A 21,763-nucleotide genomic window follows, 5' to 3' on the forward strand; every position below is an offset into this window, starting at 1 on the left:
ACAGTGGCTCCCGAGGGAGCCACTGTTGTTTCTGCGGTATCGCGTTACGCCCGCAGGGCCCGCATCAGCTGGGCGACCACGTCGTCGAGCAGGGGGCGATCGGGACGGCACTGGGCGAAGGTGATAAGCCCCTGCAGGTTGATCAGCAGCAGGGCTGTCAGAGTGCGGATATCCCGATCCGGCGCCAGCTCACCGCACTGCTGCGCCTGCGTCAGCAGATCCGCCAGCTCCTGCTCCAGCTCGCCGTAGATCCCCTTGACCCGCTGGGTCAGCTCTTCGTCCTGTTCGCTCAGCTCCATCATGGTGCGGGTCACCAGACAGGTGCCGCAGAGCGCCTCGGTCACCACCTGATCGAGATAGGCAGCCAGACCGACCAGCGGGCTCGGGTTGTCGAGCAGGGAGCGGCGCAGGGCTCGCTTGCTCTCCACATAGTGATCGACAGCCGCCAGCAGCAGGCCGCGCTTGTTGCCAAAGGCGCCGTAGATGCTGCCCGGGTGCAGGCCGGTGGCAGCCACCAGCTCCTGCATGGTGGTCTTGGCGTACCCCTTGGCGCGAAACGCCTCCATGGCATTTCGTAGCACCTCGTCACGATCAAACTCGGCAATGCGCATGGCTCCTCCCGTCGGAAATGGTTCGTTGCCACGGCGCAAAAAGAGCCGCTGGCAACGCGCGCTGGAAAAGGTCGGCAAGTGTACCCCACTCGCAGGTCGGGGCCAACCATCTTGAACGCACATTCAAAAAAGACTTGCGTCGGAACAAAAAAACGTCTTGAATGCACGTTCAAGAATAACCCGTTCAGGACACACTATCATGAATACCCTGTTTCAGCCGTATCGCCTTAATGAGACTCTGACCCTGGCCAACCGCTTCATGATGGCCCCGCTCACCCGCTGCATGGCAGGCCCCGGTCTGGTGCCGACCGAGCAGATGGCTGCCTATTATGCTCGCCGTGCCGACATCGGCCTGATTGTCTCCGAAGCCGTCATCATCCGCCCCGATGCGCAGGGCTATCCCAATACCCCGGGCCTCTTCACCCAGGCTCAGATCGATGGCTGGAAGAGAGTGACCAGCGCCGTACACGCCAAGGGCGGCAAGATCTTCGCCCAGCTGTGGCACGTCGGCCGCCTCTCCCACCCCTTCTTCCATCAGGCGGAAGTGCTGGCGCCCTCTGCCGTGGCGCACGAGGGCACTGTGCCCCGCATGCGCGAGCTGACCTATCAGGTGCCACGTGCCCTGACCGAAGCCGAAATCGCCCAGCTGGTGCAGGATTACGCGACAGCCGCAGCCAACGCCATTGAGGCGGGCTTTGACGGGGTAGAGATCCACGGTGCCAACGGCTACCTGATCGACCAGTTCCTGCACCACTCCACCAACCTGCGCACCGACAACTACGGTGGCTGCCCGGAAAATATGAGCCGCTTCGCGCTGGAAGTGGTCGATGCCATCAGCGCCCGCATCGGCGGTGATCGGGTTGGTATTCGCCTCTCCCCGGGTGCCTATGTCCATCTGGCGGGCAGCCCGGAAGATCGCGCCGTGTTCGACTATCTGCTGGGCAAGCTCAACGATCGCCCGCTGGCCTATATCCACCTCGGCATCTTCGATGACAACCTCACCTTCGATTATCTGGGTGGCCGCGCCTCCGACTATCTGCGCGCCCACTACAAGGGCAATCTGGTCGGGGTGGGCAACTACGACGCCGAGCGCGCCGCAGCAGCCATCGAGGCCAACCGCTTCGATCTGGTGGCCATCGGCCGTCCGCTTATCGCCAACCCGGACTACCTCACCAAGGTGAAGAAGGGCGAAGCGCTGGTGCCCTACGCCGACACCATGCTGGCCGAGCTGGTCTAACCGCATCGGTATCGCCAGACGACCGGCAATAAAAAACGAGGGGAGCAGTTGCTCCCCTCGTGCTATCTGGCTGATACGCTGATCAGCTGGTGCAGACTTAATTGGTGCGGAAGAGGGCCTCGATGGAGAGCCCCTGGCTCAGCAGGATCTCCCGCAGACGGCGCAGCCCCTCGACCTGGATCTGGCGCACCCGCTCGCGGGTCAGGCCAATCTCGGCCCCCACATCCTCAAGGGTGGCGGGCTCGTAACCCAGCAAACCGAAACGACGAGCCAGCACTTCCCGCTGTTTGGGATTGAGCTCCTCCAGCCAGTGCACAATGCTGCTGCGCATATCATCTTCCTGTGACTCCAGCTCCGGCCCCATGCCGCGCTCGTCGGAGAGCACATCCAGCAGCGCCTTGTCGCGATCGCCACCGATGGGGGTATCCACCGAGGTGATCTTCTCGTTGAGCTTGAGCATGCGGTTCACATTGTCCACCGAGCAATCGAGTGCCTGGGCGATATCCTCGGCGGTCGGCTCGTGATCGAGACGGTGAGAGAGTTCACGCGCGGTGCGCAGGTAAACGTTTAACTCCTTGACCACATGAATGGGCAGCCGGATGGTGCGGGTCTGGTTCATGATGGCCCGCTCGATGGTCTGGCGGATCCACCAGGTGGCATAGGTGGAGAAACGGAAGCCGCGCTCGGGGTCGAACTTCTCGACCGCGCGGATAAGACCGAGGTTACCCTCTTCGATGAGATCCAGCAGCACCAGGCCGCGGTTGTTGTAACGACGGGCGATTTTGACCACCAGTCGCAGGTTGGACTCGATCATGCGCTTGCGGGCTGCTTTGTCACCCCGCAAGGCACGACGGGCGTAATAGACTTCTTCTTCGGCAGTGAGGAGGGGGGAGAAGCCAATCTCCCCCAGATAGAGCTGGGTGGCATCCATCACCTTGTTCAGTTCCGGTGCCAGCAATTCATCGGAGATGGTCTCTTCCGCCTCGGCGGCCACCTCCTCCAGCTCTTCTACCTCTTCGTGAGACTCGGGGTCAGCGTCAAACTCTAACTCTGCATCCTGCATTACCAGTTGTTCTTGGCTCATGGTGTGTCTCCCTGACGTTACCAGAGTAAGACGGTCTCTCTGGGGTTAACGCTTTGGCAAATAGCTCATCGGATTGATCGACTTGCCTCTGTACCGGATCTCGAAATGCAATCGCACATCCGGCGCGTCCGTGCTACCCATGTTGGCAATGACCGAGCCCCCCTTGACGCTGTCCCCTTCCTTCACCCGCAACTCGTCGTTGTGTGCATAGGCGGAGAGATAGTCATCATCATGCTTGAGGATGATCAGCTTGCCGTACCCCCTTAAAGCACTGCCAGCGTATACGACCTTACCGCTGCTGGCGGCGTAGACGGGTTGCCCCTTCTGGCCGGCTATGTCGATACCCTTGTTACCCTGTTCTGCAACAGAGAACCCCTCGACGATCCGGCCTTTTGCGGGCCAGTGCCAGGAGAGTCTCGACTGGGAGTTGTCTGTTTTTTGTTCTTTGACCTGAGCGTATTCCTTCGGTGCCTCCGCAGCAACGGATTTCTGCGAGATGAATGGCGTGGTCTGACCAGATCCACTCGATTCTGCCAATGGACGCGGGCCACTGCTCGGTCGGGTCGTGGTGGTCTGCACCGGAACCGGCGTCACCGGGCGGGTTGCGGCTACCATCTGGGTGCTGCTGCCGCCAGCAGACTGGACGTTGAGCACCTGACCCGGCTGCAGGGCGTAGGGGGCACTCAGGTTGTTGCTCTGGGCCAGCGCCTGCGGCGTCATGCCGAACTGGCGGCCGATGCTGCTCAGGGTATCGCCGCGACGCACCTCATAGGTGCCGGAGCTGCGGCTGCTGCTTACGCTGGCGCTGGAGCCATCGAGTCGCAAGCGCTGCCCCGGATAGATGTTATAGGGCGGGCTGATGTTGTTGAGGCTGGCCAGCGACGGCACGTCGTTACCGGAGTTGAAGGCGATGGAATAGAGGGTGTCGCCCCGCTTCACCACATAGCTGTTGCCCTGAATGGGGGCACTGACCTGAGCGCCGGCCTGACGGGTCGGGATGGTCGAGACGAAGGGGCCATCACCCAGCCCCTCAACCGGAGCGGCATTTTTACTGGAGGAACAGGCAAGCAGCAGCCATGAAAGAACGACGACACTGCTTCCCTGCCAAATACGCGAACGCATAGCGGATCCTTAACGACTAAACCAGAAATAGGCCACGACGGCCAGACCAATACAGAGCCAACCGAGCACATCTACGTAGTGCATCAGTTTGCGTTCCATCTTCTCGCCACCCCAGCGCATCAAACCTGCCACCAGGAAAAAGCGCAAACCGCGGCCGATAAGGGAGGTGATGATGAAGGGCAACAGAGCCATTTGCAACAGCCCAGCCGTCACGGTAAAGACCTTGTAGGGGATCGGGGTGAAGCTGGCGATAAAAATGACCCAGATGCCCCACTGCTCGAACCAGTGGCGAGCGATGGCGATCTTGCCCTCATAACCGACGGAAGCCACCAGCGGCTGCACTACCGGATCCCACAGCGCGTAGCCAAGGGCATAGCCAAACAGCGCACCCAGCACCGAGAACACGGTGGCCAGCGTGGCGTAGTGCCACGCCTTGTGCGGCTTGCCGAGCGCCATCGGCGCCAGCATCACGTCAACCGGGATGGGCCAGAAGACCGATTCGATAAAGGCGGTGATGGAGAGATACCAGGGGGCGTATTTGTGGCGCGCCCACTGCATTACCAGTACATACAAACGGGAAAACAACTTCACTCAACATCTCCGTCGATCAGGGGAACAAAACGCACCGGTTCCAGAATTCGGCTGGTCAGCTGGGAGCCGGAGCGTTCAATCAGTTGCAGGGTCTGCTGGCTGTCGCCCACCGGCAACACCAGCCGACCGCCATCGGCCAGCTGATCGGTGAGCGCCGTCGGGATCTCGCTCGCCGCCGCCGTCACCAGAATGGCATCGTAAGGCCCCTTGTTGGGCCATCCCAGCCAGCCATTACCGTGCTTGGCCGAGACATTGTGCAGATCAAGCTGGCGCAGCCGGCGTCTTGCCTGGAACTGCAGCGACTTGATCCGCTCCACGGTATAAACGTGCTCCACCAGATGGGCGAGGATCGCCGTCTGGTAACCGGAGCCAGTGCCAATCTCCAGCACGTGGGCCGGATCATTTTGCATCAGCAGCTCGGTCATTCGCGCCACCATGTAGGGCTGCGAAATGGTCTGGCCATGGCCGATGGGCAAGGCGGTGTTGTCCCACGCCTTGTGGGCCATGGCCTCATCCACGAATAGCTGGCGCGGCACTTTCGCGATGGTCGCCAGTACGCGAAAATCGCGAATATCCTGCGCAATGAGCTGATTTAACAGGCGCTGTACTATCACACCCTCATCCCTGCAGATCTAACCAGGCCCCCAGACCAGCGAGACTGTCATAGGCAGTCATGTCAATGGTCAGGGGAGTTATCGAGACATAACCCTGCTCGATGGCAGCAAAGTCGGTTCCTTCTCCTGCATCCTGCTTGTCGCCGGGAGGGCCAATCCAGTAGATGGGCTGACCGCGGGGATCCTCGGTGCGGATCACCGACTCCGCCCGATGGCGATTGCCAAGGCGGGTCACTCTGATCCCCCGGATCTGCTCAAGCGGCAGGTCAGGTACGTTCACATTGAGGATCTGATCCGCTGGCAGGGGGTGCTTCATCAACCCCTTCACCAGCAGGGCCGCATAGTGAGCCGCCGTGGCGAAATGGGTCTTGCCCACCAGCGAGATGGCGAGGGAGGGGTAGCCAAGGTGGCGCCCTTCGGTCGCAGCCGCCACCGTGCCGGAGTAGATGACATCATCCCCCAGATTCGCACCGTGGTTGATGCCGGCCACCACCATGTCAGGCTCGGGGCGCACCAGCTCGTTGACCGCGAGGTGGACGCAGTCAGTCGGCGTCCCCTTCACCGCATGATAACCGGTTTCGCTGATGCGGGTGACCCGCAGCGGCACCTCCAGCGTCAGGGAGTGACTCGCGCCGCTGCGGTTGCGATCCGGTGCCACCACCACGACCTCGCCGCAGGCGCGCAACGCCTCGCTGAGGGCACGGATGCCCTCGGCATGCACACCATCGTCATTACTGACCAGAATTCGCATCGGTTTGATTCCTGAAACCGTGATCGGCCTCTTCGGCCTGCATTAACTCGCGCACCACGCTGGTAGCAAAGGCGCCCGCCGGCAGGAAGAAGGAGAGAGTCAGCACATCTCCTTCCAGTTGCCAGCTCATCTGCTCCGGCTTGAGCAGCAGCGGGCGGCGATCCTGATCCAGCCCCGCTTTCTCCAGGCCGTCACACCAGTCACTGTAAGCCGCCAGTACGCCCTGCTCGAACTCGGCAGCGGCCCCCTGGCTGGCCAGCCGGCCACGCCCCCACTGGGGCGCGGTGAGCTGCACGTCGCCGGAGGCGAGACGCGCTTCCAGCTCGGGGGTCACGCTCTCTTCACTGAAGATGGAGTGGCTGCCCTTGAGCATCACGCAGTCACCGGCCAGCAGCTGATGGGCCAGCCCCTGCTCGATACGGGCGCTGACGATGGCATTGAACAGCATGCTGCGCGCGGCGGAGAGGTAGAGAGAGCGCTTGTTGCGATCCTTGATCCGCTTGCCGGCAAACATCGCCTTGGCCGCTTCCAGGTTGTTGCCTTCACGGCCGAAACGCTGCTCGCCATAGTAGTTGGGCACGCCCTGGGCGGCGATGGCCTGCAGGCGGGACTCCAGCCCGTCGGCCTGCTCCAGACCGGTGAGACGCAGGGTGAAGTGGTTGCCCTTGAGGTAACCGACCCGCAGCTTCTTGTTGTGGCGCTTCACCTCCAGGATCCGGATGCTGTCGCTCTCAATGACGGAGAGGTCCGGCTCGGCCTTGCCCGGCAGGTGAATGCCGAACCACTGCTCGGTCACTGCGTGGCGATCCTTCAGGCCCGCCCAGGTCACAGCATTGCGGTTGACCCCGGCCGCATCGGCCAGCAGGCCGGCCACCCAGGCGGTATTCTCGCCGGTTTTACGCACCCGGACGAAGATGTGCTCCCCTTCCCCGCAGGGTTCAAACCCGAGGTCTTCATTGACAACGAAGTCGGTGGCCTCGGCCTTGAGGATACCGCGGGCGGTGGGCGCACCGTGCAGGTAGGCAAGTTGTTCCAGCATTATTGTTTCACCAGTAAGACGACGGCTTCGGTGGCGATCCCTTCCTTGCGCCCCGTAAAGCCAAGCTGTTCGGTGGTGGTCGCCTTGACGTTCACCCGGTTCAAATCACATTGCAGGTCGGCAGCCAGCACGGCGCACATGGCCTCTATGTGAGGCGCCATCTTGGGCGCCTGAGCGATGATGGTCACATCCAGATTGCCGATGGCATACCCTGCGCGCTGCACGCGGGCAAAGACATCCCGCAGCAGGATACGGCTGTCGATACCCTTGAATTCGGCAGCGGTATCGGGGAAATGGCGACCGATGTCACCGGCACCGATGGCGCCCAGCAGGGCATCGCTCACCGCGTGCAGTACCACGTCGCCATCGGAGTGGGCGATCAGTCCCTGCTCGTAGGGAACCGGCACCCCGCCCAGCATGCAGGGGCCAACCCCACCAAATTTGTGTACGTCAAAACCATGTCCAATCCGGATCATGCTCGCTCCTTGTTCGGCCTGTCTGTTCAGACCTCTTTGTTCTGATAGGTGGGCTTATGCCTGCTGGCTTAAAAACAGTCCCGCCAAAGAGAGATCCTCCGGCCGGGTCACCTTGATGTTGTCGGCGCGCCCCTCCACCATCCGCACCGCAAACCCGGCACGCTCCATGGCAGAGGCCTCATCGGTAATGGTGGCACCGAGCGCTAACCCCTCTTCCAGCGCCCGTCTGAGGGGGCCGGTGGGGAACATCTGCGGCGTCAGGGCATGCCAGAGCTGCTCGCGCTCGACGGTGGCAATGATATTGCCAGCCGCATCGGAGCGCTTCATGGTATCGCGCACCCGGCTGCCGAGGATGGCGCCACCACTCGTCATGGCGGCAGCAATCAGGGCATCGAGATCGCCGTGGGTCAGACAGGGGCGGGCCGCATCGTGCACCAGCACCCACTCCCCTTGCGCCACATGGAGGGCGTTGAGGACGGAAAAGGCGCGCTCGGCGCCCCCCTCGACCCGCAGGATCCGCTCATCCTGCGCCACCGGGAGGGTGTCAAACCAGCGGTCATGGGGAGCCAGCGCCACGATCACCTGCCCGATGGCGGGGTGTGCGAGCAGCCGCTCCAGGGTGTGCTCGAGAATGGTCTTGCCCGCCAGTTGCAGATACTGCTTGGGGCACTCGGCCCCCATCCGGCTGCCAATGCCGGCGGCCGGCACGATCGCCGTCAGGGCTGGAATGCGGGTCGCATCAGTCATCGTAAGGGGCATCCGCTGGCACATTCTCTTTTTCTTTCTCTTTGGGGATGATCCGGTAGAAGGTCTCGCCCTGCTTGATGTAGCCCAGATCGTTGCGCGAAAGCTCCTCGATGGCCTCAAGGCCAGAGGTGAGATCATCGATCTCGCGATAAATCAGGTCGTTGCGATCCTTGAGGCTCTGGTTGTCCCGCTGCTGCTGCGAGATGGCCTCCGACAGACTCTGGTAGTCGGACAGCCCGTTCTTCCCCAGCCAGAAGTCATATTGCAGACCTCCCAGCAGGAGGATCAGGATCAGGGTGAATAGGCGCATGCTCTAGGTCTCCTTCAAGCGGCCTAGTGTCCCATATTCGGTGCAAAGACAAAAGAAAGCCAATACCCCGAAGGGGCCGGGCAAGCAGAAAAAAGTGCCCAAAGGTGAGTCATATAGCGCAATACCCCGCCAAACCGGCGCAAGGATTGACCAGTGTGGTCAAGATGCGCCGGGGCGGGGTTGATTGTCAGAACGGAGGTGCCGCTATCAGTTGACGGCGACCGGCTCCCCTTCCAGCTCGGCCGGGGTGTTGTACTCCTCTTCGGCCTCGCGGAAACGCTCCAGCATGGTTTTTGAAGGCGCTTCTCCCAGCAGGCTGCCCGCTACAATCGCGATACAGGCAAACAGGAAGCCCGGGATAATTTCATACAGTCCCAGCCAACCGAACTGTTTCCAGACGATCACCGTGATGGCGCCCACCAGCATGCCGGCCAGCGCGCCGTTGCGGGTCATTCGCGGCCAGAGCACGGAGAGCAGCACCACCGGGCCAAACGCGGCACCAAAACCGGCCCAGGCGTAACTCACCAGCCCGAGCACCCGGTTCTCCGGATTCATGGCAACGCTGATGGCGATCAGGGCGATGGCCAGCACCATCAACCGCCCTACCCACACCAGCTCGCGCTGGGAGGCGTTCTTGCGCAGAAACGGCTTGTAGAGATCCTCGGTGATGGCGCTGGAGCAGACCAGCAGCTGGCAACTCAGGGTACTCATCACCGCAGCCAGAATGGCGGAAAGCAGCACGCCGGCAATCCAGGGGTTGAACAGGATCTTGGAGAGCTCGATAAAGACCCGCTCCGGGTTGCCGGTGACGCCGCCCGCCACTTCCGGGAAGCGGGCGAAGTAGGCCAGGCCGAAGAAGCCGATGGCCACCGCGCCGCCCAGGCAGAAGATCATCCAGGTCATGCTGATGCGACGGGCATTGGCCATGGAGTGGTGGGAATCCGCTGCCATGAAGCGGGCCAGAATATGCGGCTGACCGAAGTAGCCGAGCCCCCACGCCATCAGGGAGATGATGGCGATTACATCCAGATTTTTGAACATGTCGAGGTTGCTGGCGCTCTTGGCGGCTACCTCAATCATGGCGCTGTCCACCCCGCCCACGGCGATGATGACGAACACCGGGGTGAGGATCAGGGCGAAGATCATCAGGGTCGCCTGCACCGTATCGGTCCAGCTCACCGCGAGGAAACCACCGAAGAAGGTGTAGGTGATGGTGGCGGCCGCACCGACCCAGAGTGCGGTGTTGTAATCCATGCCGAAGGTGCTCTCGAACAGGCGGGCACCTGCCACCACACCGGAGGCGCAGTAGATGGTGAAGAAGAGCAGGATCACCAGCGCCGAGAGGATGCGCAGCACCTTGCTGTGATCTTCAAAGCGGTAGGTGAAGTAGTCCGGCAGGGTCAGGGCGTTGCGGTTCTTCTCGGTATGAACCCGCAGGCGGCCCGCCACCCAGCGCCAGTTGAGGTAGGCACCGATGACCAGACCGATGGCGATCCAGCTCTCGGAGATGCCGCTGATGAAGATGGCGCCGGGCAAGCCCATCAGCAACCATCCACTCATGTCGGAGGCGCCGGCGGAGAGGGCGGTGACCCAGCTCCCCATCCGGCGACCGCCAAGGATGTAGTCGTCAAAGTTGCGGGTGGCGCGATAGGCAACAAAGCCGATCAGTACCATCCCGAGGATGTACACCAGAAAGGTGATTAACATGGGTGTGCTGGCTGTCATGCAAAACTCCGTTTTATTTCATCTTTTACCCGCTCTGATGACGGGCTCGTCCCTAAAAACCGGCCTAGCTTAATCACCCGTCCCTATCGGCTCAACCCCTTTATTAACAAACAGAAAACACAATAAAAACCTTTGCGCAGCAAATCATCTCTACATCAAGGAGATAGAACCGAATTTCCTTTTCCGTCCGGGCGAGAGATCAGAGCACTTGCCCCTGCTATTGAGCGTTTTATCTTCACATTTTGTTACTATCGAGCTTTTTACATCCTCCCCGTCCCCTCCTACACTCGCCGCCCTGAATCCAACGAACCGGGGCCACGCCTATGTCCTCTCATCTGTCGCAACTGCGTACTCTCGCCCGCCGTCTCCATCCGGTAGAGGAGTCGGGCCATCTCATCAGACGGGCCAAATTCGTTGGCCGCCTCTGGCTGCATCCGGGTGCCCGCGCCCTCTATCGCCAGCAGGAGACGCTGCCACTGCTGGCGCAGGCGATCACCCGCTTCCCCGATATTCTGGAAAAGCCGATTCACCCCTATCGCCACAAGGGGCTGCGCAAGGGGTTACGCGCCGGGCTCATCACCGCCCACTACCGGCAGCTGGCACTGGCCCTGCCCGAAGCGCAGCAGCAGGCGATCTACAGCCAGAGCGGCTTGCAGCTTGCCAGCTGGCAGAGCGACAAGCTTACCGCGCCGCTCACCCTGCAGCTCGATTACCAGACCCACATGGCCAAAGAGGGAGAGATGAGCCTGACCCTCAAGCTCGGCGAGTCGGCGCTCTACTTCATGGCGCTCAACCTGCGCTGCGAGCCGCAGCCCACGCTGGAGATCTGCTCGCTGCAAGGGGGCAAGGGGCTGAGTGAGGAGATCAAACTGGTCACCAAGGCGTGCGGCGGCCTGCGTCCCATGTCGCTGCTGGTCTACATGGCAGCCGAGCTGGCTCGCGGCCTGGGGTGTGAAACCCTGCTCGGGATCCGCACTCAAAGCCACGTCTACCAGTGCAGCAAGCGCACCGCCAGCCGGGTCAAGTTCGATCTGGATGGGCTGTGGGAAGAGCATCAGGGCAACGTCATGGATGAACTCTGGATGAGCCTGCCGCTGCAGATACCGCGCAAAACGCTGGAGGAGATCCCCTCCCGCAAACGGGCCAGCTACAAGGCGCGCTACCAGATGCTCGATCAGCTCGCCGGAGAGCTCGCCGACAATCTGCGCCGCAGCTAATCCGGCTCCGTACAAGGCCAGAAAAGAGAAAGGGCGAACAGCACGCTGTTCGCCCTTTCTTGTGGCCGATTACCGGGATTAGCCGTTGATGGCGACCGGCATGCCGCTGCGCTGCTCCAGCGCCTGTTTGACCAGCTGGGAGTCGCTGTCGGCGTGGGCAATGAAACGGGTAATGGCCGGGGTCATCGGCAGCGGCGCCGGCAAGCTGGAGTTGAACTCCTCCTCGCTGCGGGACAGCGGCTGATGCACTTCCAGATAGCGGCGGCCATCCGGCTCGACAGAGGCTTTGAGCGGCTGGTTGATGAACTGGACGCGAGTGCCTACCGGTACCTTCTTGAACAGGTACTCGATGTCATCGTTGCGCAGACGCACACAACCGTGGCTCACCCGCAGGCCGATACCGAACTGGGCGTTGGTACCGTGGATGGCGTACATCTTGCCGATGTAGAGCGCAAACAGCCCCATGGGGTTGTCCGGGCCAGCCGGCCATACCGCAGGCAGGCTCTCGCCACGGGCGGCATATTCGGCGTGCATCTTGGCAGTCGGGGTCCAGGTCGGGCCCGCTTTCTTGCGCTGTACGCTGGTCACCCAGTTCTCCGGGGTGTCGGTGCCCAGCTGGCCGATGCCGATGGGCAGCACTTCCACCACTTTCTTGCCTTTCGGGTAGTAGTAGAGGCGCATCTCGGCCACGTTCAGCACGATCCCTTCACGGGGCGCATCCGGCAGGATCAGCTGATGGGGGATCACCAGCTTCTCGCCGGTCTGCACCAGCAGGGGGTCAGCCTTGGGGTTGGCTTCGATCATGTTGGTCAGCCCCAGCTGGAATTTTGCGGCAATGGCCTCCAGCGGCTGGCCGTTCTCTTCGGCCGGGACCAGCGTATTCCAGATTTTCCCCCACCAGACGGCTGTTGGCCGCAGGCAGAGCATATTCAACAGCGAAAACCGGCGCAGCGGTCAGCAGCAGGCTGTAGCAGAGTGTTGCCACACTATTGCGAAGGAGCTTCATAACTTTCCCATGATAATGACTGAGTTGACATCTCTGGGCTGACAGCTGATCAGACGAGGATCAGGGGCGCGAAGAGAAGGCCGCCATTTTTCTCTTCTGCAAAGCAAATTTCAACTGACAAGTAGCGGCGGGTCGACGATTAATATCGTTTTTTTATCCGCCGCCAGCCCCTGTCTGTTGCCCGCTTATCCCTTCTGCCAGGAGCGCATATCGTATCCAGTGGGAGATTGGTGCAACCGCAGATGAAATTGCTCGATGATGGCGAAAATGTGGTCGAAAATATCGGCCTGGATCCCTTCGTACTCGGCCCAGGCGGTGGTCGCGGTAAAGCAGTAGATCTCCAGCGGCAAGCCGTCAGAGGTAGGCGCCAGCTGACGCACCATCAGGGTCATGTCCTTGCGAATGCCGGGATGGGCGCGCAGATAGGCATCCAGATAGGCGCGCAGGGTGCCGAGATTGGTGAGGTGACGGCCGTTGATGGGGCAGCTCAAGGCATCGCTCAGCTGCTGGTTGTAACTGCTCAGCTCCTGCTCCTTGCGGGTGAGATAGGGTGCCAGCAACTGGGCCTGCTTGAGCTGCAACTGCTCGTCGGCCGTCATGAAGCGCACGCTGGTCATGTCGATATTGATGCTGCGCTTGATGCGCCGTCCGCCCGATTCGGTCATCCCCTGCCAGTTCTTGAAGGAGTCGGAGATGAGGGCATAGGTGGGAATGGTGGTAACCGTCTTGTCCCAGTTCGACACCTTGACCGTGGTAAGGCCGATATCGGTCACCTCGCCATCGGCGCCATATTTGTCCATCTGCAGCCAGTCGCCAACGTTCAGCATCCGGTTGGCAGAGAGCTGGATCCCCGCCACCAGACCGAGGATGGGATCCTTGAATACCAGCATCAGCACCGCGGTCATGGCGCCCAGACCGCTGAACAGGAACAGCGGTGACTTGCCAAGCAGCAGGGCGATCATCAGGATGCCGACCAGAATGCTGCCCACCAGCTTGGCCCCCTGGAAGATGCCGCGCAGAGGCAGATCCCGCCACAACCGGATGTTGCGGCTCACCGCCAGCACGCAGTCGAGCAGGGTAAAGAAGGAGAGCAGCAGGAAGAAGAGGATCCAGAGCTGGGCCGACATCTCGATAAGCTTCAGGCTATCGGAGCTGCGCGGCAGCCAGATCTCCGCCTGACCGAGCAGCACGGCCCCCTGAAAGACGAAAGCAAGCCGGTAGAAGAGGCGCTGTTGCAACTGGGGTGGCAACCACACCTGCTTGGCCCTGCCGAGAATGCCCACCAGCCGCACCAGCAGAAAGCGGTGCAGCATCATGTGCAGCAGCAGCGAGGTGACGAGGATGAAAGCGAGCGCGATGACCAGCCCCATCATGCCGGTCACCTCGACCCCAAGCTCCGACAGCCAGTTAAAAAACGTCTCTTTCATTCCTCTCCCCCAATGCTGCAATGCCAAAACGTGGCCGTCAGGGTAACGCCCCGAGCCTCCAAGTCAAATAACGGGTCGCCACAAACGACAACGCCCGGCAAAGCCGGGCGTTGTTAGGAGACCGATTGGCGTTAGCCGACCAGGCCCAGGGCATCGCGGGCGATGACCAGCTCTTCGTTGGTCGGGATCACCATGGCGCAACGGCTGTCGGCGGTAGTGATGCGGCCTTCGCCACCCAGTACGGCAGCGTTGTTCGCCTCTTTGTCCACCTTGAAGCCGAACAGGGCCAGACGCGCCAGCACCATCTCGCGCACCATGGCGGCGTTCTCACCGATACCACCGGTGAATACCACGGCGTCCAGACGACCGTCCATCGCAGCGGCGTAGGCGCCGACATACTTGGCCACGCGGTAGGTGAAGACATCCAGCGCACGCTTGGCACCGGCGTCGGTAGCGTAGTTGGTAGTGACATAGCGGCAGTCGCTGCTCGCTTCGGTCATACCCAGCAGACCGGACTCACGGGTCAGGGTGTGATTGATCTGCTCCACGCTGTAACCAAGCTGGTCGTGCATGAAGAAGACCACAGCCGGATCGATGTCACCACAACGGGTGCCCATCGCCAGACCTTCCAGCGGAGTCAGACCCATGGAGGTGTCGACGGACTCACCGTTCTTGATGGCGCAAACGGAAGCACCGTTGCCCAGGTGGCAGTTGATGATGTTCAGTTCGTTCAGCGGCTTGCCCAGCTCTTTGGCCGCCTCTTCCGCGATGTAGCGGTGGGAGGTGCCGTGCGCGCCGTAACGACGGATGCCGTGCTCGCTGTAGAGCTTGTAAGGCAGCGCATAGAGGTAGGCCTCCTGCGGCAGGGTCTGGTGGAACGCGGTGTCGAACACGGCCACGTTCTTGTCAGCCAGTTGCGGGAACACCTTGAGCGCAGCGCGGATACCGATCAGGTGAGCCGGGTTGTGCAGCGGGGCGAACGGGATAGCGGCTTCGATGCCGGCGATCACGCTGTCATCGATGCGAACGGAACGGGAGAACTGCTCGCCACCGTGTACGATGCGATGGCCGATGGCCACCAGCTGACCGGCCAGAGACGGATCCTGCGGCAGGATGTGGCCCACGATGTGGTCGAGCGCTTCCTGGTGAGCGGCACCCGCTCCCAGCATGGCTTCGCCTTTGACCCCGTGGAGTTTCCATTTGATACGTGCATCATCCAGATTGAAGCATTCGGCCAGGCCGGACAGCATGTCCTCACCTGTTTCGGCGTCCATTACGGCAAATTTCAGGGAAGAGCTACCGCAGTTAAGGATCAGTACCAACTTGCTCATTTTCTACATCTTCCTGTGCTTCGGCTTTATGCCGACAGTGTCGTGTCATCCAAAAGAGGATGGGATTCCCCTGCCGGGGGCTTATGGTCGCAGGAGGGTGCGTCCAATTTTTCAATTCTTGCTCTTGAAAGAGTCATCGCCACTTGTGGTGCGTATCACTTGTCTCAATGCTTGCGAGTCTCGACGCATCAGCTGCGCAGGGCTCGCTTCAATGGGGATGCTCAGGCGATGGCCAGCAGATCCCGATGTACCTTGACCACCAGCTTTTTCACTTTGGCGGGCTGGTTGCGCGTACAGAGCGGGCGATGCAGTTCGCCCGGCCAGAAGATGGCGAAATCGCCCGGTTGCAGCGCCAGATAGGTAGTCTGCTCGTCATCGACAAACCAGAGGTCGGGATGGGGATGGTCAGCCCCTTCGTCTGCATACTCATGAGGCCCGACACCGATCCACTCTTCGCCTGCCAGCAGCAGCTGGATATCGAGATAGTCGCGGTGGAACTCGCCACGGCGATCCGCAGCCGGCTCGGTCATCTCCTCGCTCACCAGACAGAACAGCTTGAGGCCGTCGATTTCACTCTTGCCAAGGGGCGCCTCGCGCCACTGGGCAACGCTTTTGACCACCTCGACCATGATGCGATCCAGCGGGGCAGGCAGCGGCGTCCGCTGCAACGTGTTCAGGCTACCGGTGATCATGGTGCGAGCATATTCCTGTTAGGTATATCTGCGCGGCATCTTTGCCGCCCAATGAAAAAGGGCCTGTTACAGGCCCTTCGATAATGCCCCCGGCGATCCGTGCAGAGGGATTAGAGCTAATGCTCACATTCAGCATATTGGGGCACTGTTACACACTCATCCGGTGGTTGCCAAGAGCGTGAACCCCATTTTTCGGGTGATCGTACCAGCTGAAACCATATTATTCACCACCCTTTTGCCGGCGACTTTGACCAGACGCAAAAACGGGAGCATCTGCTCCCGTTTTTTTCACGCAACCGGTTTCATTCAAGCCTTGCCGGCGTTTTCCACCGGTTTGGCATACATGGCACGCCAGATTGCCTTGTGCTCTTCCGGCACCTCTGACTGACGGGTCAAGAAGGCCGCCTGCTCGATGGTGTTGGCCTTGCCGGAGACATCGGCCGCCAGATAGTTGCTCGGGAAGAGGCGGTAGCTGCTCCAGATCGCCTTGTCGATCAGGGCCGCCAGCTCGTCCGGATCGCTGAAGCCCTCGGTAATCGGCGCACCGAAAGCGACGTGAACCCGTCCCTTCATGCCGACGATGCCGGCAACGATGCTCTCGATATCCTCGAACTCGCCCTTCTCGTAACTGCCGTTGACCGACTTCTCGTAGAGCTCGCGAGCCTTCGCCTTGTCGGTGGGGTCCAGCTCGTAGCTGATGCTGACCGGCACGATATTGAGGCTGCGCATGTAGTCGACGAAGTCGATCTTCTGCTTCTTGCCGTCGACGTAGAACATCTTGAGGATGGCCGGATCCGTCTTGTCATCGCCATTCTTGGCGCGCCCTTCCTTCTGGGCGATCCAGATGGAGTGGCCTTCATGCACCGACTGGCCGATGTAGGCGGAGAGCTCGCCGAGCGCCTTCATCATCTCCCGCGGCCCCTTGGCGGAGCGCTTGACGATAAAGCTCTTGTTGAGCTTCATCAGCTCGGTGGCGCAGGGTTTACGCAGCAGGTTGTCGCCGATGGCGATGCGGACCGTGTCAAAACCGTGGGTATAGAGACCCCAGTTGACGAAGGCCGGATCCATGGCGATGTCCCTGTGGTTGGAGACGAACAGGTAGCCCTGCTCCTTCTTCAGATGCTCGATCCCGGAGAAGGTCACCCCCTTGGTGGAGGTGGCGATCATCCGGGACATATAGTTGGTCACCCCGACCTGCACCTGATGCACTGTGGTCACTTTTGACCACTTGTAGCGCAGCACCTGGCGGATCAGCGGGCGAATAGCCCAGCCCAGCCAGCTCATCAGGGAGCCAAAACGGTATTTGGCGATGGCACCGATAAATTCATCATCCTGGATCAGCCGTTCGATGGCCGCCGGCACTTCTTCATCGCGGTAAGGGCGAATGTCCGCGAATCTGTCAACTTCAGTCACAATGTCAGCCTTGCATGCTAGGAAACCGCAGCCAACCCGCGTTGGCCGGGGAAAATTCAGGGCGCAATTTTACACGCTTTTATGGCAAGGGGTATGAGACAAGCATGAATAGTGAGATCTGACCAGTTAATTAATCGGATGTCAGGGCCAGGGTGACGGCCGCCTCGGCATGAATGGCGGTGGTGTCGTAGAGCGGCACAGTCGCCTGCGCCTCCCCCACCAACAGGGCAATCTCGGTGCAACCGAGGATCACCGCCTCGGCGCCGGCAGCGGCCAGACCGGCGATAATGGCCAGATACTCGGCGCGCGATGCGTCACGGATCTCACCCAGACAGAGCTCGTCATAGATGATGCGATGAGCACCGCTCCCGCTCTGCCTCGGCAGGCACCAGCACCTCCAGCCCGAAGTGCGTCTGCAGCCGTCCCTTGTAGAAGTCCTGCTCCATGGTAAAGCGGGTGCCGAGCAGGCCAACCCTTTGTATCCCGTCCGCTTGCAGGCGGCGCGCAGTGGCATCGGCGATATGGAGCAGCGGGATGTCGATGGCGGCCTCAATCTCGGGCGCCACCTTGTGCATGGTGTTGGTGCCGATCAGCAAGAAATCGGCGCCACCATCCTGCAGTTTGCGCGCTTCGGCCGCCAGCAGGCGGGCAGTGGCGGGCCAGTCACCGACATGCTGCAGCCGCTCTATCTCGGCAAAGTCGACGCTATTGAGCAGCACCCGCGCCGAGTGCAGGCCACCGAGCTTGGCCCGCACCCCGCGGTTGAGCGCCTGATAGTAGCTGACAGTGGACTCCCAGCTCATGCCACCCAGCAGACCAATACATTTCATAACTGCTCCTTTCATCCCAAGGTAAGGCTGTGCCACGCCACCTTGCAGGCAAGGCAACAGGGGCGAGATAAAAAAGGCCCCGCAGGGCCAACAAGACAGCCGGTAAAGGCCCGGGTCAGCCCCGGACTAAATCCAGATCATCAGCACGCAGGCCGCCGTAGCGATCCCCATGCCGAGGTTAAAACGGCGCCAGCCCCGGGCGGTGCGGATAAGACGGCGCACCTGGGCGCCGAACAGTACCCAGAAAGCACCGGTATAGAGGCCGGTCACAAAAAAGATGGCAAGCACCCAGATGGCGGATGGCCAGTAGGCCTCTCCCGCCAGGGTGAAACCGCTGATGGCGGAGAGTGCCATCATCCACGCCTTGGGGTTGAGCAGTTGCAGCATGGCCCCCTGATGGGCGGGAATAAGCGGCCGATTGCCTTCTGCCGGGCCGCTGGCGGTCGCCACCTTCCACGCCAGCCAGAGCAGGTAGGCCGAACCGATCAGCTTGAGCCCGTCGTGCAGCAGCGGCACCTTGTCAAAGATCACCCCGAGCCCCAGCGCCATGGCGAGGATCATCAGGTTGATCCCCCCGACCACCCCCACCAGCAGGGGTAGCGTGCGGCGAAATCCCTGCGCCGCCCCGGCGCTGGTGAGCAGCATATTGTTTGGCCCCGGCGTACCGCAGGTGACCAGTGCAAACCCCGCGAGGGGCAGTACCCAGTTCAGATCCATCTCAACCTCGTTCAGACCACATATCGGACTCTCTGCCAGACAATCCGCCAGATAAAGCAGCCCACCAATATGCAGAAACGGCAGCCCGACCACAAGGAGAAAGCGGGCGGGAAAAGCCTCAATACCAGAGCATCACCACGCAGAGGGCAGTCAGCAGACCGAGGGATCCGTTGAGTCGGCGCCAGCCCCGATCCGTACTGATCCAGTTGCTCAGCTGATGGCCGAACAACACCCACACAAAGCAGGTGGGCAGCGCCACCAGCGCGAACATGGCCATCACCGCCAGCTGGCTGGGCCAGTAACCGGTACCGGTCAGACTGAACAGACTGATGGCGGAGATCCCCATCATCCACGCCTTGGGGTTGAGAAATTGGAAGCCCAACCCCTCCAGCAGGGTCAGCGGCCGGGCGCGCCGGGCCGGATCGCTCGGGGCTCCTGCCACCGCGATGCGCCAGGCCAGCCAGAGCAGATAGAGGCTGCCGAAGATCTGCAAGCCGAGGCGCAGCAGAGGCCAGCGCTCGAACAGCGGATAGAGCCCCAGCGCCAGCACCAGTTGCAGCACAGGTTGCCCCAGCGCTACGCCAAACAGGTGTGGCAGGGTGCGCCGCACGCCGAAGTTGGCGCCGGAGGCCGTCAGCATCAAGTTGTTGGGGCCGGGCGTGCCGCAGGTGAGCACGGCGAAGCCAAACAGGGTGGCATACCATTCGAACGTCATAAGCGACTCCTCATCTTGATGGGCTAATTGTATCGATACAATCAACTCTCAATGGTTGTTATCAGGTTGAAATTCACGCTATATTGCCCTCAAGTTTCGATCAATGGATTTATTGTCACCATGACAATCTGGACACCGGATCTCTCCGCCTTCGATGGCCCCCTCTACCTCAGACTGGCCAGCGCCATCGAGCAGGCCATTGTGGATGGCTCGCTGCCCGCCCAAACCCGTCTGCCGACCCACAGGGCGCTGGCGGACAAGCTGGGGGTCACGGTGGGTACCGTCACCCGCGCCTACAGCGAGGCAGAGCGGCGCGGGCTGGTCGCCGCCCGGGTCGGCCACGGCACCTGGGTTAAAGGAGCGAGCACGGATCCCGCCAATCAGTGGGTGATCCGTACCGAGGAGGGGCCGCGCATCGAGTTGTGGCAGAACCTGCCAGTGCAGCTCGATCGGGCCGCCTTAATCCGCCCGCTGCTGGAAAACCTGAGTCAGGGGGATCTCAACCTGCTGCTTGGCTATGGCAAGGAGGCGGGCCAGCCGGATCAGCGCCAGCGCTTTATCGAGTGGCTGACAAGGCAGGGTATTGCAGCGCAAGAGGAGCGGCTGCTGTTCAGCCACGGCGCCCAGCACGGCATCATGCTGGCCATGCTGGCAACCGGCTGTGTCGGCGAGAGTCTGATGTGCGAGGGGCTCAGCTATCCCGGCATGCTGGGCAATGCCCGCCAGCTGAAAAATCAGGTCATCGGTCTTGCCATGGATGAAGAGGGGCTGCTGCCCGATGCGCTGGAGGCGGCCTGCCGCAGCCGGCGCGCCAGAGTGCTCTACCTCACCCCTACCCTGCAAAACCCCACCACCGCCATCATGTCGCTGGCACGGCGCGAGGCCATTGTCGCCATTGCCCGCCGGCACGACCTGCTGATCATCGAAGATGACGTCAACGGCCTGCTGCCGGAGCCCCATCAGGTGCCGCTGGTCAATCTGGCGTCGGAGCGGGTCATCTACCTCGGCAGTCTGGCCAAGATCGCCTGCGGCGGTATGCGGGTCGGCTTCGTGCTGGCGCCTGACCACCTCAAGCAGGGATTCGCCCAGGCGATGCGCCTCTCCAGCTGGATGGTCAGCCCCCTGCTGGTCGAGCTGGCCTGCCAGCTGGTGAGCCAACCAGGGATCGACCAGCTGATCCGCGAGCAGCGGCAGACTCTGGCACGTCGTGGCGAGCTGCTGCACCACCTGCTGCCCGGCGCGCGCTGGCAGCCGGGCAGTATGCACGCCTGGCTGCCGCTGCCCGAGCCGTGGCGCAGTCAGGAGTTCGCCGCCGCAGCCGATGCCCTTGACGTCGGGGTGGCAAGCGGGGAACACTTCGCCGCCGGCCAGTTCGCCGCCCCGCAGGGGGTACGCCTGAGCCTGAGCCAGCCCGCCACCGATGCCCGTGTGGCCGAAGGGCTGGAGCGGCTGGCCCAGCTGCTGCGGGGCACGCCCCCCAGCAATCCCCTGCTATAGTCTGCCCTGCCAACCACAATGACCCGTCAAGGAGATGCCATGCCCCGCTTCAGAGCCACCCTGCTCGCCTCAACCCTGCTGCTGGGCGGGTGCGCCTCGCCAGCCCATCAACAGCTGGGGGTGGTCATCACGGGTCTGGAGGGGGAGCTGCAACGGCTGGAGGAGGAGTTGGCGGCCATGAACGGCCTCAACTATCAGAAGGCGATCGACGCGCCGCTCAGCTTGCGCCGCTATCTGAAGGCGCCATCCCCCACACCGGAGGGATTGGTGCCGCTTCGCAGCCAGCTGCAGGATGGGCCGCGGCTCAGCTATGACTACCGGTTGCCGGCGGGGATGAGCACACTGCCGCTGGATAATCCCTGCCAGCGCTACGAATTCGAGCTGCGCCACCTTGGCCACCTCGGGCAGCTCGAACTAAGCTGGCAAGGTGCCGGGGGAGAGGGGGAACGCATGATCAGGCAGACCGAGTGCAGCTTCCCGGCCAAGACCAGCGAGATGTGATAACTGCTCATCATGCCCCATCCTGTTCTCTGCTGACTACTGTCAACTTTTCATCCGCCCAAAACTGGGCCTATGTGTCCCTTGGCTCTACCATGATCCATTCAAGGATT

At 61.6% G+C, this 21,763-nt stretch carries 21 protein-coding genes and 2 pseudogenes; 4 read left to right on the plus strand and 19 right to left on the minus strand.

Annotated elements, in window-relative coordinates; genetic code table 11:
* Positions 1-44 precede the first annotated feature (44 nt).
* Entirely contained in the window at positions 45-611 is a 567-nt protein-coding gene (locus tag WE862_RS00100; protein ID WP_042030510.1) for a TetR/AcrR family transcriptional regulator, read from the minus strand.
* Between the two features lie 199 nt (positions 612-810).
* On the opposite strand from WE862_RS00100, the gene WE862_RS00105 reads away from it, so the two are divergent.
* Complete coding sequence (locus WE862_RS00105; RefSeq protein WP_042030509.1) at positions 811-1,848, plus strand: alkene reductase; 1,038 nt, start codon at positions 811-813, stop codon at positions 1,846-1,848.
* A gap of 97 nt (positions 1,849-1,945) precedes the next feature.
* Here the strand turns inward: WE862_RS00105 and rpoS are convergent, their stop codons facing one another.
* From rpoS to putP, 10 genes are all read right to left on the minus strand, one after another.
* Entirely contained in the window at positions 1,946-2,932 is a 987-nt protein-coding gene (rpoS, locus tag WE862_RS00110) for an RNA polymerase sigma factor RpoS (protein WP_041210181.1), read from the minus strand.
* 45 nt (positions 2,933-2,977) lie between these two features.
* A complete protein-coding gene (locus tag WE862_RS00115) occupies positions 2,978-4,054 on the minus strand; it encodes a LysM peptidoglycan-binding domain-containing protein (protein ID WP_042030507.1) in 1,077 nt (358 codons plus the stop codon).
* A 9-nt stretch (positions 4,055-4,063) separates the two neighbouring features.
* The gene (locus WE862_RS00120; RefSeq protein ID WP_033113777.1) at positions 4,064-4,645 is read right to left on the minus strand and encodes a YqaA family protein; all 582 of its coding nucleotides are present in this window, start codon (positions 4,643-4,645) and stop codon (positions 4,064-4,066) included.
* Positions 4,642-5,259, minus strand: coding sequence for a protein-L-isoaspartate(D-aspartate) O-methyltransferase (locus tag WE862_RS00125; RefSeq protein WP_033113776.1), 618 nt, complete (start codon positions 5,257-5,259; stop codon positions 4,642-4,644). Before WE862_RS00125 ends, WE862_RS00120 begins: the two co-directional genes overlap by 4 nt.
* Before the next feature lie 4 nt (positions 5,260-5,263).
* On the minus strand, positions 5,264-6,010 hold the full coding sequence (surE, locus tag WE862_RS00130) for a 5'/3'-nucleotidase SurE (RefSeq protein ID WP_041210183.1): 747 nt from the start codon (positions 6,008-6,010) through the stop codon (positions 5,264-5,266).
* On the minus strand, positions 5,991-7,049 hold the full coding sequence (gene truD, locus WE862_RS00135) for a tRNA pseudouridine(13) synthase TruD (protein WP_042030505.1): 1,059 nt from the start codon (positions 7,047-7,049) through the stop codon (positions 5,991-5,993). Before truD ends, surE begins: the two co-directional genes overlap by 20 nt.
* Positions 7,049-7,525: a 2-C-methyl-D-erythritol 2,4-cyclodiphosphate synthase gene (gene ispF / locus WE862_RS00140; protein ID WP_041210185.1), complete on the minus strand. Its 477-nt coding sequence runs from the start codon at positions 7,523-7,525 to the stop codon at positions 7,049-7,051. The genes truD and ispF overlap by 1 nt, the downstream gene beginning before the upstream one ends.
* A gap of 54 nt (positions 7,526-7,579) precedes the next feature.
* A complete protein-coding gene (gene ispD / locus WE862_RS00145) occupies positions 7,580-8,272 on the minus strand; it encodes a 2-C-methyl-D-erythritol 4-phosphate cytidylyltransferase (RefSeq protein ID WP_042030503.1) in 693 nt (230 codons plus the stop codon).
* Positions 8,265-8,582 (minus strand): cell division protein FtsB, encoded by a 318-nt coding sequence (gene ftsB / locus WE862_RS00150; RefSeq protein WP_041210187.1) that lies wholly within the window; start codon positions 8,580-8,582, stop codon positions 8,265-8,267. Before ftsB ends, ispD begins: the two co-directional genes overlap by 8 nt.
* 207 nt (positions 8,583-8,789) lie before the next feature.
* Entirely contained in the window at positions 8,790-10,307 is a 1,518-nt protein-coding gene (gene putP / locus WE862_RS00155) for a sodium/proline symporter PutP (RefSeq protein ID WP_041210188.1), read from the minus strand.
* Between the two features lie 323 nt (positions 10,308-10,630).
* Here putP and WE862_RS00160 point away from each other — a divergent pair, with 323 nt between their 5' ends.
* Positions 10,631-11,524 (plus strand): VirK/YbjX family protein, encoded by an 894-nt coding sequence (locus WE862_RS00160; RefSeq protein ID WP_042030502.1) that lies wholly within the window; start codon positions 10,631-10,633, stop codon positions 11,522-11,524.
* 78 nt (positions 11,525-11,602) lie between these two features.
* Here WE862_RS00160 and WE862_RS00165 read toward each other — a convergent pair.
* From WE862_RS00165 to WE862_RS00200, 8 genes and pseudogenes are all read right to left on the minus strand, one after another.
* Positions 11,603-12,530: pseudogene (locus WE862_RS00165) on the minus strand (L,D-transpeptidase family protein).
* Between the two features lie 185 nt (positions 12,531-12,715).
* The gene (locus WE862_RS00170; RefSeq protein ID WP_041210190.1) at positions 12,716-13,957 is read right to left on the minus strand and encodes a mechanosensitive ion channel family protein; all 1,242 of its coding nucleotides are present in this window, start codon (positions 13,955-13,957) and stop codon (positions 12,716-12,718) included.
* Positions 13,958-14,088: 131 nt separating this feature from the next.
* The gene (locus WE862_RS00175; protein ID WP_033113766.1) at positions 14,089-15,288 is read right to left on the minus strand and encodes an acetate kinase; all 1,200 of its coding nucleotides are present in this window, start codon (positions 15,286-15,288) and stop codon (positions 14,089-14,091) included.
* Positions 15,289-15,509: 221 nt separating this feature from the next.
* Complete coding sequence (locus tag WE862_RS00180) at positions 15,510-15,980, minus strand: YhcH/YjgK/YiaL family protein (protein WP_042030501.1); 471 nt, start codon at positions 15,978-15,980, stop codon at positions 15,510-15,512.
* Positions 15,981-16,286: 306 nt separating this feature from the next.
* The gene (locus WE862_RS00185; RefSeq protein WP_033113764.1) at positions 16,287-17,393 is read right to left on the minus strand and encodes a 1-acyl-sn-glycerol-3-phosphate acyltransferase; all 1,107 of its coding nucleotides are present in this window, start codon (positions 17,391-17,393) and stop codon (positions 16,287-16,289) included.
* A 130-nt stretch (positions 17,394-17,523) separates the two neighbouring features.
* Positions 17,524-18,223, minus strand: a pseudogene (locus WE862_RS00190) (aspartate/glutamate racemase family protein).
* Positions 18,224-18,349: 126 nt separating this feature from the next.
* Positions 18,350-18,940 carry a LysE family translocator gene (locus tag WE862_RS00195; protein WP_042030532.1) on the minus strand — a complete coding sequence of 197 codons (591 nt, stop codon included), beginning with the start codon at positions 18,938-18,940 and terminating at the stop codon, positions 18,350-18,352.
* Positions 18,941-19,058: 118 nt separating this feature from the next.
* Positions 19,059-19,655, minus strand: a complete 597-nt coding sequence (locus WE862_RS00200) for a LysE family translocator (protein ID WP_042030499.1) — start codon at positions 19,653-19,655, stop codon at positions 19,059-19,061.
* A gap of 120 nt (positions 19,656-19,775) precedes the next feature.
* Between WE862_RS00200 and WE862_RS00205 the strand changes: the two genes are divergently transcribed.
* Positions 19,776-21,152, plus strand: a complete 1,377-nt coding sequence (locus WE862_RS00205; RefSeq protein ID WP_042030498.1) for a PLP-dependent aminotransferase family protein — start codon at positions 19,776-19,778, stop codon at positions 21,150-21,152.
* Positions 21,153-21,191: 39 nt separating this feature from the next.
* Positions 21,192-21,653 carry a hypothetical protein gene (locus WE862_RS00210; protein WP_042030497.1) on the plus strand — a complete coding sequence of 154 codons (462 nt, stop codon included), beginning with the start codon at positions 21,192-21,194 and terminating at the stop codon, positions 21,651-21,653.
* Positions 21,654-21,763 lie beyond the last annotated feature (110 nt).

It is taken from the genome of Aeromonas jandaei, from assembly GCF_037890695.1.
Classification (GTDB): Bacteria; Pseudomonadota; Gammaproteobacteria; order Enterobacterales; family Aeromonadaceae; genus Aeromonas; species Aeromonas jandaei.

Bases quoted from the DNA above. Each gene is read 5' to 3' on its own strand.
- WE862_RS00195 (WP_042030532.1), bottom strand. From the start codon at position 18,940: ATGGATCTGAACTGGGTACTGCCCCTCGCGGGGTTTGCACTGGTCACC.
- putP (WP_041210188.1), bottom strand. From the start codon at position 10,307: ATGACAGCCAGCACACCCATGTTAATCACCTTTCTGGTGTACATCCTC.
- rpoS (WP_041210181.1), bottom strand. From the start codon at position 2,932: ATGAGCCAAGAACAACTGGTAATGCAGGATGCAGAGTTAGAGTTTGAC.
- WE862_RS00205 (WP_042030498.1), top strand. From the start codon at position 19,776: ATGACAATCTGGACACCGGATCTCTCCGCCTTCGATGGCCCCCTCTAC.
- WE862_RS00175 (WP_033113766.1), bottom strand. From the start codon at position 15,288: ATGAGCAAGTTGGTACTGATCCTTAACTGCGGTAGCTCTTCCCTGAAA.
- WE862_RS00100 (WP_042030510.1), bottom strand. From the start codon at position 611: ATGCGCATTGCCGAGTTTGATCGTGACGAGGTGCTACGAAATGCCATG.
- ispF (WP_041210185.1), bottom strand. From the start codon at position 7,525: ATGATCCGGATTGGACATGGTTTTGACGTACACAAATTTGGTGGGGTT.
- ispD (WP_042030503.1), bottom strand. From the start codon at position 8,272: ATGACTGATGCGACCCGCATTCCAGCCCTGACGGCGATCGTGCCGGCC.
- ftsB (WP_041210187.1), bottom strand. From the start codon at position 8,582: ATGCGCCTATTCACCCTGATCCTGATCCTCCTGCTGGGAGGTCTGCAA.
- WE862_RS00170 (WP_041210190.1), bottom strand. From the start codon at position 13,957: ATGAAAGAGACGTTTTTTAACTGGCTGTCGGAGCTTGGGGTCGAGGTG.
- truD (WP_042030505.1), bottom strand. From the start codon at position 7,049: ATGCTGGAACAACTTGCCTACCTGCACGGTGCGCCCACCGCCCGCGGT.
- WE862_RS00115 (WP_042030507.1), bottom strand. From the start codon at position 4,054: ATGCGTTCGCGTATTTGGCAGGGAAGCAGTGTCGTCGTTCTTTCATGG.
- WE862_RS00210 (WP_042030497.1), top strand. From the start codon at position 21,192: ATGCCCCGCTTCAGAGCCACCCTGCTCGCCTCAACCCTGCTGCTGGGC.
- surE (WP_041210183.1), bottom strand. From the start codon at position 6,010: ATGCGAATTCTGGTCAGTAATGACGATGGTGTGCATGCCGAGGGCATC.
- WE862_RS00160 (WP_042030502.1), top strand. From the start codon at position 10,631: ATGTCCTCTCATCTGTCGCAACTGCGTACTCTCGCCCGCCGTCTCCAT.
- WE862_RS00180 (WP_042030501.1), bottom strand. From the start codon at position 15,980: ATGATCACCGGTAGCCTGAACACGTTGCAGCGGACGCCGCTGCCTGCC.
- WE862_RS00200 (WP_042030499.1), bottom strand. From the start codon at position 19,655: ATGACGTTCGAATGGTATGCCACCCTGTTTGGCTTCGCCGTGCTCACC.
- WE862_RS00105 (WP_042030509.1), top strand. From the start codon at position 811: ATGAATACCCTGTTTCAGCCGTATCGCCTTAATGAGACTCTGACCCTG.